The following is a 12756-nucleotide window of genomic DNA, read 5'->3' as shown; positions in this document are numbered from 1 at the left end:
GGGGATTTTTTGAGGCGCCCTGCCGTTGGTTCCCGTCCTTGCCCGGCTTGATCCATCCCTTGCAAAACAGAAAAGCGCAGCAAAACGCAGGTTGTGCTGCGCATGTTAGGTTTGATCAAATATATATGTCAATGATTTGATCAAATCCAGTTTTGCAGCATTGCCCTGCTCTGCTATGCTTGCGGCCAACTATGCTCGCCTCCCCGCCATGAAGACCGCTTCCGCCTCCACCCTGCAAGACGATATCTACGACAAAATGCGCCACATGCTGATGCTGGGCCGCTGGCTGCCGGGCGAACGTCTGAAGATCAATCACCTTGCCAGCGAGCTTGGCGTGAGCCAGATGCCGGTGCGCGCCGCACTGCAAAGGCTGGCCGCGGAAAAGGCGCTGGTGAACATTCCCAACTGCGGCGTAACCGTGCCGCAGCTCACGGTGGCACAGTTCGATGACATTCTGCAGAACCGCATCTTGCTGGAAGGCCAGGCCGCCTGGCTGGGCGCGCAGCAACTGGATGCCGCCGGCCGCGAACAACTGATTGCGCTGTGCCGGCAGATGGACATCGCGATTGCCGCCGACGATGTGAAGGGCTACCTGGACGCCAACGAGCTGTTCCACCTGGCGCTGTACCAGGCGGCCAACTCGCCGCTGCTGCTGTCGCTGATCGAAACCGTGTGGTTGCACGTCGGCCCTATTTCCAACCAGCTGCACCAGGATCTGGATGTGTGGAAAACCATGAACGATGCACACGGCGTGCTGATCGCCGCGCTTCAGCGTAACGATGCCGACGGCGTGCGCGCCGCCATCGCCCAGGACTTGCGTACCGCCGGCAGCTACCTGCGCCGGCTGTGTCTGGATTGAGGACTCATCGTGCCGAACTACCAAGCTGTTGATCTCACCAAAAGCTACCGCCAGCTCAACCATGGCCCCACCGTGCTGGTGAGTAGCGCTCACGACGGGCGCCAGAACGTGATGGCCGCTGCCTGGAGCATGCCGCTGGACTTCAACCCGCCCAAGGTGGCGGTGGTGATCGACAAGGCCACCTTCAGCCGCCAGTTGATCGAGGCTTCTGGCGAGTTCGTGCTGAATGTACCGGTAAAGGCGCAAGCTGCTGCCGTGCTGCAGGTCGGCTCGGACAGCGGCTTGGAAGTAGCCGACAAGTTCGCCGCCAGCGGTCTGCTTGCCGTACCTGGCCACGCGGTGGCCGCGCCGCACGTGGACGGCTGCGCCGGCTGGCTGGAGTGCAAATTGATTCGCGAGCCACACAATCAGCAGCAGTACGACCTGTTCATCGGCGAGGTGGTATCCGCCTGGGCCGACCCTACTCTGTTTGTCGATGGCCACTGGCAGCCGATTCACGACGACGCCAAGCGCACGCTGCACTACATTGCCGGCGGGCACTTTTTCACCATCGGCGACACGCTGGACGTGCCGCTGCCGGAGTAGCGATCTCGCTGCACAACAAAAAGGCAGACCGAAGTCTGCCTTTTTGTTTGCCATGCGGCCAAGGTTGGCCGCAAGCCGCTGTCAGCTTACATGGATGACCGGCTCGCCTACCGCCAGCTTGCCGATGCGGCTGGCGTACTCAAAGCCGGCGGCATGGAACAGCTGCAGCACCTGCTCCGCCGCTTCCGGCGCCACCGCCACCAGCAGGCCGCCGCTGGTCTGCGCATCGGCCAGCACCCGCAGCTGCCACTCGGCCACGCTGTCGGCGCAGTGCACGTCGGCGCCGAAGCTGGCCAGGTTGCGCTCGATGGCGCCCGGGCCGATGCCCTGCTCGGCAAAGCCGCGCGCCTCGCGGATCACCGGCACGCTGGCCATGTCCACGTGGGCAGTGAGGCCGGAGCCACGGCAGATTTCCAGCAGGTGGCCCAGCAGGCCGAAACCGGTTACGTCGGTGAGCGCATGCACCGCGTCCAGCGGCGCCAGTTGGCCGCCCACCTTGTTGAGCTGGGTGGTGGAGGCGATCAGCGCGCGGTAGCCGGCCTCGTCCAGCAGGCCTTTTTTCATCGCCTGCGCCAGTACGCCCACGCCCAGGCCCTTGCCCAGGATCAGCACGTCACCAGCCTTGGCATCGCAGTTGCGCTTGATCTGGTCAGGGTGCATCAGCCCCATCACCACCAGGCCGTAGATCGGCTCCGGCGCGTCGATGGAATGGCCACCGGCAATCGGGATGCCCGCCTCGCGGCATACCGATTCGCCGCCCTGCAGGATGTCGCGGATCACTTCCACCGGCAGCGTGTTCACCGGCATGCCGACGATGGCCAGCGCCATGATGGGCGTGGCGCCCATGGCGTAGATGTCGGAGATGGCATTGGTGGCGGCGATACGGCCGAAATCATGCCCATCATCGACGATGGGCAGGAAGAAATCGGTGGTGGCCACCAGCGCCTGCTGGTCGTTCAGGCGGTACACTGCCGCGTCGTCGCTGGTTTCGCGCCCTACCAGCAAGTCCGGGTACGGCAGCAGGTCCTTGGCGCCGGCAAGAATCGATTGCAGCACGGACGGCGCGATTTTGCAGCCGCAACCGCCGCCGTGAGACAATTGCGTCAATCTGATATCAGCCATCGAAAAGCTCACAAAACCATGTTGTTCAAGGCCGCGACCGTAGCACAGCTATCCCAGTTTGACGAGATCATCGACGTCCGCACCCCGGCGGAATTCGCCGAGGATCACATCCCCGGCGCCATCAACTGCCCGGTGATGAGCGATGAAGAGCGCGTGCGGGTAGGCACGCTGTACAAGCAGGTGTCACCGTTCGAGGCGCGCAAGGTAGGCGCCGCCATCGCCGCGCGCAATATCGCCCGCCACCTGGACGAACAGTTCGCCAGCCACCCCAAATCGTGGCGACCGCTGGTGTACTGCTGGCGCGGCGGGCAGCGCTCCGGCTCCATGGCCATCATCCTGGCGCAGATCGGCTGGGCGGCGCATCAGTTGCAGGGCGGCTACAAGGCCTATCGTCACCAGGTGCTGGAAGATCTGGCCACCCTGCCCGCGCAGCTGGATCTGCGCGTGATCGGCGGCCCCACCGGCAGCGGCAAGAGCCGGCTGCTGCAGGCACTGGCCACTGCCGGTGCGCAGGTGCTGGACCTGGAACAGCTGGCGGTACATCGCGGCTCGGTACTGGGCCGCCTGCCGGATAGCCCGCAGCCCAGCCAGAAAGGCTTCGACAGCCAGCTGGCAACCGCCATCAAGGCGCTTGATCCGGCACGGCCGGTATTTATCGAGGCCGAGAGCAAGAAAATCGGCTTTGTGTCGCTGCCGGATGCGCTGTTCGCCCGCATGCACGCCAGCCCCTGCCTGCAGGTGGAGGCACCGTTGGCCGCACGGGTGGCGTTCCTGAAGCAGGACTACGACTTTTACCTGGCCGAGCCGGAACGGCTGGTTACCCAGCTGGGCTTCCTGCGCAACGTACACAGCAAGGCACAGCTGGATGCCTGGAATGCCATGGCGCGCAGTGGCGATTTCGACAGCCTGGTGAGCGAACTGCTGGTCAATCACTACGACCCGCTGTACCGCCGTTCGCAAGGCAAGCACTACACGGCAGCACAACAGCCACTTAGCCTGCCTGCACTGGATGATGCCACGCTGGCCGAAGTAGCGCGACAGCTGGCGGCCGGGGTGTGATCCGGCAGTCACGCCCTTGTCGGTTTGCCCCTCCCCCTCACTGTCCGGCGTCGCCATGGCGAAAACTGCGTCGGCTTTGGCGCAGACAATGGCGTATAAATATTGTAATGTCGGCGGGGTAAACGAGTTTCTATAAATAAACCTGCTACCGGCCTACGATTCACTAGCCCCCCATGTCATGGCGATGGAAAACCAGATCAACCCTGCCTCCTTCATGAATCTGCTGCTGGATGCCATCTGCCTGGTGGATGCAGACGGTCGCTTCGTGTTTGTCAGCGGGGCCTGCGAGCAGATTTTCGGCTACACCCCGGAGGAAATGCAGGGGCGCAAGATGGTCGAGTTCATTCATCCGGCTGACTTGCCCCGCACCCTGCAGGCCGCCAGCCAGATCATGGCCGGCCAGCCGAACCCGCACTTCGAAAACCGCTACCTGCGCAAGAATGGCGAGATCGTGCACATCATGTGGTCGGCCCGCTGGTCCGAGTCCATGCAGATGCGGGTGGCAGTGGCGCGCGACGTAACCGAGCGCAAGCAGGCGGAAGCAATGCAGACCGCGCTGTTTGCCATCTCCGAAGCCGCCCACAGCGCGGAAAACCTGCAGGCGCTGTACGTCCACATTCACCAGATCATTGCCGGCCTGCTGCCGGCACAGCACTTTGTGGTGGCGCTGCAGGAGCCGGCATCGCAACAGCTGCAGATTTGCTACCCGCAGCCGGCGCCGGCGGGCATCGGCAGTCTTGGCCTGCAGATGCTGGCCAGTGCGCAGCCATTGCTGTGGCAATGCGGCCAACAGGGCGGTCAGGACGAGCCAGGCCTGCAGAGCTGGCTTGGCGCGCCGCTGCGCAGCCAGTCCGGGGTCATGGGGGCGCTGATCCTGAAAAGCCATGATCCGCTGCTGCACTACACTCCTCGTCACCAGGCCTTGCTGGAATATGTGTCCGCCCAGGTGGCTACCGCCATCGAGCGCAAGCAGCTCTACCAGCGCCTGCAGCAGATGGCGCGCTATGACGCGCTGACCGGCCTGCCGAACCGTGCCTTGCTAAACGAACGGCTGGGCGAGGCGCTGGCACGCGCGCGGCGCAATGATGACACCCTGGCACTGCTGTACCTGGATCTGGACAATTTCAAGCAGGTCAACGACAGCCTCGGCCACAGCGCCGGCGACCAGCTGTTGCAGATCGCGGCGCAGCGGCTGAGCCAATGCGTGCGCGACACCGACCTGGTGGCGCGCATCGGCGGCGACGAATTCGTGGTATTGCTCGAAAGCCATGCGCAGCCGGAACAGGCGGAGCGGCTGGCGCAAAGAATACAGCAGGCCTTTGCTGTACCGGTGGAGCTGGCCGGGCAGCGCGTTCCGGCATGGGTCAGCATCGGCATGGCGCATTACCCGCAACATGGCAGCAGCGAACAGCAGTTGCTTACCCACGCCGACAGCATGATGTACCGCCACAAGAAACAGCGCCGCGACGGGCAACTGGCCACGCCGGCAGCCAGTTGACCCTCCGCCAGGCCGCTGCAAGCGCCATGCAAAACGCCCCCGCAGCGAAAACCGCGGGGGCATGTTGTTGACACGGAGTGGCGCTTACAGCCAGCCAGCCACGCGTGCCTTGTTGTTGGCAACCCACTTCTCGGCGGCGGCTGCCGGCTTGACGCCGTTTTCCACATCCAGCATCACGTTGCCGACTTCTTCGGCCTTCCAGGTGAATTTCTTCAAGAAGCTGGCCACTGCCGGTGCCTTGGCTGCCAGGCCCGGGTTCACCACGGTGTCCACGTGCTCTTCCTCGCCATACACTTTCTTCGGGTCTTCCAGGAAGCGCAGGCGCCACTTGGCGAACATCCAGTGCGGAATCCAGCCGGTTACCGCGATCGGACGCTTGCTGTTGATAGCGCGCGCCAGTTCCGATGCCATGCCAGGGCCGGAGCTAGGCAGCAGCTTCACGTCCAGTTCGTAGTCCTTGATCGCCTGCTCGGTCTTCTTCATCACCCCGGCGCCGGCATCAATGCCAACGATACGGTTCTGGAACACCTCCTTGTACTTGTTGAGGTCGGCAATGGTCTTGGCCGGCACGTATTCCGGCACGATCAGGCCGATCTTAGCGCCCGGGTAGTTGCTACCCAGCACCACCACCTTGTCCTTCAGCTTCTGGTAGTAGTCGCCATGCGTGGCCGGCAGCCAGGCCGACAGCGTGGCGTCCAGATCGCCGCGCGCCACGCCCTGCCACATGATGCCGGCAGCCACCGGCACCAGTTCCACCGGATAGCCCAGCTTGGTCTTGATGATGTTGGCCGCCACCTGGGTGGTGGCCACGCTGTCGGCCCAGCCTTCCACATAGCCGATCTTGATCAGCGGCTTGTCCGCGGCCCAGGCCGCGCTGCTACAAGCCAGTGCTGCGGCCAGCAGCGTGATACGGGTGAAGCGTTTGTTGCCTGTATTCATGTCGTGCCTCATTCTGGTTTTGTGAGTAATGACGAGATACTGCCCGCTACCGGACGCCTGGTGACGTCTCTCAGTCACCCCGGAAAACCTCCACTGCCCTTGCCTGCCAGCACGGTTGCGGTACGTGGCAAGCGCTGGTCGCATCGGCGGTGGCGTTGTCCGGGGCTGCCCCTTATTGAATCTCTTCCGGCTTCACCACCAGCCAGTTCTTGTCGGCAGTCACCGCCTGCCCCAGCGCCTGCTGCTGCTTGGCGGACTTTTCCCACCACGACTGCATCGCCGGCATGTACTTGGCCTTGCGGTTCACCCACACCCGCATGCCGCCCTTCTCCACATCGGTACCGTTCAGCAGCATGTAGCCATCGGAAATCGGTGTGTCGCCGCCCACCAGAATCGGTTTCTTCCACTGGTCGATCCAGCCCAGGATGGTGCCGAGCTTGCCTTCGTACCAGGTCATCGGGTTCATCAGGTAGGGGGTCAGCTCCAGCGGCATGTTGGCCGCAGGGTCGTACTTGCCCTTCTTGATCTGCAGCCGCGAGGTGGTCAGCTCGCCGTTGCTGCGGTTTTTCAGCAGCAGGTTCACGCCGATCACGTTTTGCGGCTTCACGTTGTAGCCATACTTCGGATCGCTGGCCACCATGCGTACCAGCTCCTCGCTGGCGGCAGTCATCACGTATACCTCGATGCCGTTTTCCTGCAGGCGGTTGTACAGCTCCTTCATGCCGCTGAACGGACGCGGACGGTTCACCGAGCCCTCTTCCACCTTGTCGCCGTTGTAGTAGCGAATCGGTATCGGCTTGTCGTAGGCCATCAGCTCGTCCACATAGCCTTTCAACTGCTGCAGCGTAAAGCCGGAGAACACCTGCGCCACCCACGGGTAGCACACCAGGTCATCCACCTCGCACAGCCGGTAGTAGTAGCTGTTCAGGCTTTCCTGGAAGCCGGGCGTGTCCTTGAACGGGATCAGCTTCAGCGACGGGTCCAGCTTGTCGCGGGTGAGCACGCCCTTCATTTCCAGATACGGCAGCAAGGACTCTTCCAGGTCGTAGCGGTAACTGGTGTTGTCCATGTCGAACACCGCGTACTCGCCCTTGTTGGCATGTTTGGCTATCAGGCCATTGAGTTTGGCTGCCACCTCCGGCGGCCAGTGTTGCAGCTCGGTGGCTTGGCTACCGGCGGCGGCCAGCAGCAGGGACAGGGATACAGCAAGACGTTTGAATCGATTCATCAGCACACTCCGGTGGTGGCATGCTTCTGCCGACAGCAAAAAAAACCCGGCATGTTGCACACGCCGGGCACAAATGGGGTTACGCCCCCCACACTTCTCCAAACACTCGCAGCCAGTTCTCGCCCAGCACCTTGCGCATCTTGGCCTCGCCCCAGCCGGCACGCTCCATGGCGGCAGTCAGGTTGGGGGTCTCGCCGATGGTGCGGATGCCTTCCGGGTTGAGAATGGTGCCGAAATTGGTCAGACGACGGTAACGGCCCTTGTCATGGGTGATCCAGTCGAAGAAGCCCTTGTCGTAGCCCTGGGTGAAATCGGTGCCGAAGCCCACGCAGTCTTCGCCCACCAGGTTGATCACATAATCCATCGCTTCCACGTAGTCATCCACGGTGGCCTCAATGCCGCGCTTGAGGAATGGCGGGAACATGGTCACGCCGATGAAGCCGCCGTGATCGGCGATGAACTTCAGTTCTTCGTCGCTCTTGTTGCGCGGGTGCTCCTTCAGGCCGGACGGCAGGCAGTGCGAGTAGCACACCGGCTTTTTCGATTCCAGGATCGCTTCCTTGGAGGTGTTGCCACCCACATGCGACAGGTCAACCATGATGCCGACGCGGTTCATCTCGGCAATCACCTCGCGGCCGAAGCCGGACAGGCCGCCGTCACGCTCGTAGCAGCCGGTGCCGATCAGGTTCTGCGTGTTGTAGCACAGCTGCACCACGCGCACGCCCATGTCGGCGAAGGCCTCCACGTAGCCGATGTTGTCTTCGAAGGCATGCGCGTTCTGAAAGCCCAGAATGATGCCGGTCTTGCCATCGGCCTTGGCCTGGCGGATGTCGGCGGTGGTGCGCACCAGCGAGAGGATCTCGTCATGCTTGCGGATCTTCTGCTTAATCTCGGCGATGTTGTGCACGGTATCGGCAAAGCCTTCCCATACCGACACGGTACAGTTGGCCGCGGTCAGCCCGCCCTTGCGCATGTCCTCGAAAACCGAGCTCTCCCACTTGGCGATGATCAGGCCGTCAATAACGATGCTGTCTTGATGCAGTGACATGGTGTGATGTCCTTTGTCGGGTTGGCAGCGTAGGGGCGCCGCCGTGGCGAAATGGTTATGTTTCAGGCGGCAACTGTCTTGCGTGCCGGGCTGGCCTGCTGCTTGTCCACCAGGCGCAACAGCGGGTGGCTGCCGGATTCCGGCAGCTGCGCCACCGCAAAGCGGTACGGCTTGGCTACCTTGCGCAGCAGCAGCCACAGGTAGTCGGCAAAGCTGCGGCGGATGATCAGGAACACCCCGTCGTCCTCCAGCCGCAACACCGTCCCGCCAGCCTTGCCCAGCACCGTGCTCACCGCCTGGCCCACGGCCAGCGATTCGAAGTCGTACACCCCCATGTGGCGCAGCACGGTGACGTGCTCGGCACCGGACAGCGACACGCAGGTCAGGCCGCCGCTGTTGTCCACCGCGTGGGCGAACAGTCCTGTGAACGCTGCCTCGAATGCGGCCAACCTGGCACCCAGTTCGGCGCGGCGGGTCACCAGCAGCAATTCGTCCGGCGACACCCAGACCAGCACGCCGCCTTCGCCGCTGCTGAACTGCCCGGCCGCCGGCACGCTGGCACCGGTCACACTGACGATGGCGGCGGCAATGGCGGCATCCGCCAGTTCGCCGCGAATCGCGATGTAGCCCAGCAGCGGCAGTTCGTTGGCACGCACTTGCTGGCTGTTGTCGGCCGGCACGGTCTCCGCCGGCAGGTTGAAGTTCACCAGCGGGGACTGCAGGTAGGGTTGGAAGTTAGGCATGTTGACGCACCCCTTCTTGATCGACGAATACGGAGGAAACCACTTTGGCCGGGTGCATCTTGCCCTGCGCCCACACATACACGGTGTCGCCGCTGCGCTGGCTGCCACCCTTCAGCACTGCCATGGCAATGGAGCGGCCGAGGAAGGCGCTGTGGTAGCTGGAGGTGACGTGGCCCTGCATATTGGCCGGCGGGGTGGCGTCCGGCGTGGACAGGATCTGCGCGCCTTCGGCCAGCACCACTTTCGGGTCTTCGGTGTACAGGCCCACCAGCTGCTTGCGGTCGCTGCGCACGGTGTCGGAGCGGCTCAGCGAGCGTTTGCCGAGGAAGCTGAACGGCTTCTTCATGCCCACTGCCCAGCCCATGGCCAGATCCATCGGTGTCATCGAGCCGTCGGTATCCTGGCCGACGATGATGAAGCCCTTCTCGGCCCGCAGTACGTGCATGGTTTCGGTGCCGTACGGGGTGATGCCGAATTCTTCACCGGCCGCCATCACCTGTTCCCAGATGTAGTGGCCGTAGCAGGCATCGACGTTGATCTCGTAGGCCAGTTCGCCGGAGAAGGAGATGCGGAACACCTTGGCCGGTACGCCGGCCACGGTGCCTTCGCGCCAGTCCATGAACTTGAAGTTCTCGGCCGACAGGTCGATGTCGCTGCACAGTTTCTGCAGCACGGCCCGGCTCTTCGGCCCCACTACCGCGGTGGTGCTCCAGTGGTCAGTGGTGGAGGTGAAGCGCACTTTCAGTTCCGGCCATTCGGTCTGGTGCCAGCGTTCCAGCCAGTTCAGCACACGGGCGGCGCCGCCGGTGGTGGTGGTCATGTGGAAGTGGTCGTCGGCGATGCAGGCGGTCACGCCGTCGTCCATCACCATGCCGTTCTCGTCCAGCATCAGGCCGTAGCGGCACTTGCCCGGGTCCAGCTTGCTCCAGGCGTTGGAGTAGATGCGGTTGAGGAATTCGCGCGCGTCCGGGCCTTTGACATCGATCTTGCCCAGGGTGGAGGCATCCATCACCCCCACGCTGTTACGGGTGGCCAGGCATTCGCGGTCCACCGCCTGGTGCATCGTTTCCTTGCCCTGGGGGAAGTACCACGGGCGCATCCACTGGCCGACGGTCTCGAACAGCGCGCCACGCTTGAGGTGCGAGGCCTGCATGGCGGTGTAGCGGCGCGGCTCGAAGGTGTCGGCCTTGTGGCTGCCGGCCAGCGCGCCGAAGGTTACCGGGGTGTAGGCCGGGCGGTAGGTGGTGGTGCCCACCGCGGAGATCGGTTTGCCCAGTGCCTCGGCGGCGATGGCGAAGCCGTTGACGTTGGACAGCTTGCCCTGGTCGGTACCGAAGCCCAGCGCGGTGTAGCGCTTCACGTGTTCGATGGAGCGGTAGTTCTCGCGCACCGCCAGGTGGATGTCGGCGGCGGAGACGTCGTTCTGGAAGTCGACAAAGGCCTTGGCGCCGTGGCCTTCGGCCAGGCCGTCCGGCACGCGGAACAGGCGGCGGGTGGCGGCCACCTCGTGCTCGTCGCCCTGCGGGCAGTCGCCGTGGGTGCTGCGGCCGAAGCCGGCCAGCATGGCGCTGGTGGCGGCATGGGTTTGCGCCAGCGCGGTGGACAGTTCCCAGCGACCGGTGATGGCACCGGCACAGCTGATGCCCTGGCGGCCTTCGTCCGGCACCACGAAGGACAGGCTTTCCTCTTTCCAGTACGGGCGGCCGGTGTTGTGGCAGAACAGGTGCACGGTGGAGGTCAGGCCGCCGGAGGACAGGATGCTGTCGGCCGACAGGCGCGGGCCCTTGCCACGCACGGTGTTGGTGAACGGGTCCAGCTGTACCAGCTGTGCACCGCTGACGGCGGTCTTGCCATGCACCTGGGCAATGCCGTAACCCAGCATCAGCTCCACGCCGGCCTGCTTGGCCTGCTGCTGGCGCCAGTCGGCGGCACCGCGCAGACGGGTGTCGATCAGTGTCACGCGGCTGCCGGCTTCGGCCAGGTCGCGGGCGGCGTCGTAGGCGGCGTCGTTGTGCGTCATCAGCAACACGTTGCGGCCAACGGCCACGCCGTAGCGGTTGAGGTAGGTCTGGCCGGCGGCGGCAGTCATCACCCCCGGGCGGTCGTTGTTGCCGTAGACCAGCGGGCGCTCGATGGCGCCGGCGGCCAGCACCACGTGGTGGGCGCGGATCTTGTGCAGGCGCTGACGCGGTTGGCCCGGGTTGCGGCTGCCGATCGGCAGGTGGTCCTGGCACAGTTCCAGTGCCTGCACCAGGTTCTGTTCGTGCAGCGCGAAGGCGGTGGTGCGGGTCAGTACCGTGACATTGCCCAGGCTATCCAGCTCGGCCAGGCGTTCGTTCACCCACTGCATCGCCGGTTTGCCATCGATACGGGCGCTGGCGTCGGACAGCATCCAGCCGCCGGCTTCGTTCTGTTCATCTACCAGCAGGGTCTTGAGACCGGCGCGGCCGGCCAGGGTGGCGGCCCACAGGCCACAGGCACCGCCGCCCACCACCAGCACGTCTACGTGGTGGTGCAGGTGGTCATAGTATTCCGGGTCGGCTTCCACCGGGGCGCGGCCATAGCCGGCCGCCATGCGGATCAGCTTCTCGTACAGCGGCCAGGCGGCTTTCACCGGGCCCATGAAGGTCTTGTAGTAGAAGCCGGGCGGCATGAAGCGGCTGAAGCTGCCGGCCATGCCCTTGAGGTCGAAGTGCAGCGACGGGAAGCCGGTGGTGGTGGTGGCGGACAGGCCGTTATACAGCTCCACCTGGGTGGCTTTCAGGTCCGGCACGGTGTAGGCGCCGGTTTCCAGCTGGATCAGCGCGTTCGGCTCTTCCGAACCATGGCCGATGATGCCGCGCGGGCGGCCGTACTTGAAGCTGCGGCCGATCAGCTTGACGCCGTTGGCGATCAGCGCCGAGGCCAGGGTATCGCCGGCGAAACCCTGCAGGCGCTTGCCGTCGAAGGTGAACTGGAGCGGCGACTGGCTGTTAATGCGCTGGCTGTTGCGGTGGACACGGTAGGCGCTCATGCTTCGCTCTCCTTCAGGTACTGCGTTTTGCCTTCTGCCAGCGTCCAGCTGCCGGCAATCTGATAACTGGCGGTGTGACGCTTGACGACGAACACCTTGCGGCAGCCGGCGGTGTGCTGCCATTGCTCCCAGAACCAGCCGCGGGTGTTCTTGCGCATGAACAGGTAGTCTCCCCATTCGGCATCGCTGGCGTCTTCCGGGTTGGCCGGGCGGGCGATATACGCCTCGCCGGCATAGCTGAATTCTTCTTCCTCGCGGGTTGCCCCGCAGTGCGGACAGTGAAGCTGGAACATCGGATTCTCTCCTCGCAAACTTGGTCACAAACCCCAGCGTAGCGGTCCCTGCTAGGCGCGCCGCCGCAGACAGTACAAGTCGTACGGCAAGGCGGCGCAACAACGCAGGGAGGGGGTTGTGGGCAAGTTTCTCCTTAGTGGGCTACGCCGGCGGCGCCGTGCTCGTCAATCAGATGGCCGGTGCTGAAACGGTCCAGCGCAAAGGCGGCGTTCAGCGGATGCGGCGCATCGTTGGCGATGGTGTGGGCGAACACGTGACCCGACCCCGGCGTGGCCTTGAAGCCACCGGTACCCCAACCACAGTTGAAGTACAGCCCCTTCACCGGCGACTTGCCGATGATCGGGCAGGCATCCGGCGCCACGTCCACA

The 12756-nt window shown here is 64.0% G+C and carries 12 protein-coding genes; 4 read left to right on the top strand and 8 right to left on the bottom strand.

The features are described 5' to 3' along the window. Window positions 1-208 precede the first annotated feature (208 nt). Window positions 209-859, top strand: a complete 651-nt coding sequence (locus ACFOKJ_RS03185) for a GntR family transcriptional regulator (RefSeq protein WP_390276586.1) — start codon at window positions 209-211, stop codon at window positions 857-859. Between the two features lie 9 nt (window positions 860-868). Beyond that, on the top strand, window positions 869-1444 hold the full coding sequence (locus ACFOKJ_RS03180) for a flavin reductase family protein (RefSeq protein ID WP_390276584.1): 576 nt from the start codon (window positions 869-871) through the stop codon (window positions 1442-1444). Window positions 1445-1525: 81 nt separating this feature from the next. On the opposite strand, the gene selD is transcribed toward ACFOKJ_RS03180, so the two are convergent. Then, entirely contained in the window at window positions 1526-2566 is a 1041-nt protein-coding gene (gene selD, locus ACFOKJ_RS03175; protein WP_390276582.1) for a selenide, water dikinase SelD, read from the bottom strand. Between the two features lie 18 nt (window positions 2567-2584). On the opposite strand from selD, the gene mnmH reads away from it, so the two are divergent. Beyond that, window positions 2585-3625, top strand: coding sequence for a tRNA 2-selenouridine(34) synthase MnmH (gene mnmH / locus ACFOKJ_RS03170; RefSeq protein WP_390276580.1), 1041 nt, complete (start codon window positions 2585-2587; stop codon window positions 3623-3625). Window positions 3626-3803: 178 nt separating this feature from the next. Next, entirely contained in the window at window positions 3804-5123 is a 1320-nt protein-coding gene (locus tag ACFOKJ_RS03165; protein ID WP_390276578.1) for a diguanylate cyclase domain-containing protein, read from the top strand. Between the two features lie 84 nt (window positions 5124-5207). Here ACFOKJ_RS03165 and ACFOKJ_RS03160 read toward each other — a convergent pair whose 3' ends face one another. The 7 genes from ACFOKJ_RS03160 to ACFOKJ_RS03130 all read right to left on the bottom strand — a co-directional run. Further along, the gene (locus tag ACFOKJ_RS03160; protein ID WP_390276576.1) at window positions 5208-6062 is read right to left on the bottom strand and encodes a glycine betaine ABC transporter substrate-binding protein; all 855 of its coding nucleotides are present in this window, start codon (window positions 6060-6062) and stop codon (window positions 5208-5210) included. A gap of 172 nt (window positions 6063-6234) precedes the next feature. Next, the gene (locus tag ACFOKJ_RS03155) at window positions 6235-7290 is read right to left on the bottom strand and encodes a haloacid dehalogenase-like hydrolase (protein ID WP_390276574.1); all 1056 of its coding nucleotides are present in this window, start codon (window positions 7288-7290) and stop codon (window positions 6235-6237) included. 79 nt (window positions 7291-7369) lie between these two features. Beyond that, window positions 7370-8338: a dipeptidase gene (locus ACFOKJ_RS03150; RefSeq protein ID WP_390276572.1), complete on the bottom strand. Its 969-nt coding sequence runs from the start codon at window positions 8336-8338 to the stop codon at window positions 7370-7372. 62 nt (window positions 8339-8400) lie between these two features. Continuing rightward, the gene (locus tag ACFOKJ_RS03145; protein WP_390276570.1) at window positions 8401-9081 is read right to left on the bottom strand and encodes a sarcosine oxidase subunit gamma; all 681 of its coding nucleotides are present in this window, start codon (window positions 9079-9081) and stop codon (window positions 8401-8403) included. After that, the gene (locus ACFOKJ_RS03140; RefSeq protein WP_390276568.1) at window positions 9074-12094 is read right to left on the bottom strand and encodes a sarcosine oxidase subunit alpha family protein; all 3021 of its coding nucleotides are present in this window, start codon (window positions 12092-12094) and stop codon (window positions 9074-9076) included. Before ACFOKJ_RS03140 ends, ACFOKJ_RS03145 begins: the two co-directional genes overlap by 8 nt. Next, window positions 12091-12387: a sarcosine oxidase subunit delta gene (locus ACFOKJ_RS03135; protein WP_390276566.1), complete on the bottom strand. Its 297-nt coding sequence runs from the start codon at window positions 12385-12387 to the stop codon at window positions 12091-12093. The genes ACFOKJ_RS03140 and ACFOKJ_RS03135 overlap by 4 nt, the downstream gene beginning before the upstream one ends. Window positions 12388-12521: 134 nt before the next feature. After that, the coding region (locus ACFOKJ_RS03130; protein ID WP_390276564.1) for an FAD-dependent oxidoreductase at window positions 12522-12756 on the bottom strand (235 nt) is incomplete at its 5' end.

The organism is Vogesella amnigena (assembly GCF_042648905.1).
GTDB classification, from domain to species: Bacteria; Pseudomonadota; Gammaproteobacteria; order Burkholderiales; family Chromobacteriaceae; genus Vogesella; species Vogesella amnigena.
The sequence above is the reverse complement of the archived record's forward strand: the minus strand, read 5'-3'. Positions and strand labels throughout refer to the sequence as shown.

Coding starts and splice junctions, on each gene's coding strand:
- ACFOKJ_RS03185 (WP_390276586.1), top strand. CDS start 209: ATGAAGACCGCTTCCGCCTCCACCCTGCAAGACGATATCTACGACAAA.
- selD (WP_390276582.1), bottom strand. CDS start 2,566: ATGGCTGATATCAGATTGACGCAATTGTCTCACGGCGGCGGTTGCGGC.
- mnmH (WP_390276580.1), top strand. CDS start 2,585: ATGTTGTTCAAGGCCGCGACCGTAGCACAGCTATCCCAGTTTGACGAG.
- ACFOKJ_RS03165 (WP_390276578.1), top strand. CDS start 3,804: ATGGCGATGGAAAACCAGATCAACCCTGCCTCCTTCATGAATCTGCTG.
- ACFOKJ_RS03160 (WP_390276576.1), bottom strand. CDS start 6,062: ATGAATACAGGCAACAAACGCTTCACCCGTATCACGCTGCTGGCCGCA.
- ACFOKJ_RS03155 (WP_390276574.1), bottom strand. CDS start 7,290: ATGAATCGATTCAAACGTCTTGCTGTATCCCTGTCCCTGCTGCTGGCC.
- ACFOKJ_RS03150 (WP_390276572.1), bottom strand. CDS start 8,338: ATGTCACTGCATCAAGACAGCATCGTTATTGACGGCCTGATCATCGCC.
- ACFOKJ_RS03145 (WP_390276570.1), bottom strand. CDS start 9,081: ATGCCTAACTTCCAACCCTACCTGCAGTCCCCGCTGGTGAACTTCAAC.
- ACFOKJ_RS03140 (WP_390276568.1), bottom strand. CDS start 12,094: ATGAGCGCCTACCGTGTCCACCGCAACAGCCAGCGCATTAACAGCCAG.
- ACFOKJ_RS03135 (WP_390276566.1), bottom strand. CDS start 12,387: ATGTTCCAGCTTCACTGTCCGCACTGCGGGGCAACCCGCGAGGAAGAA.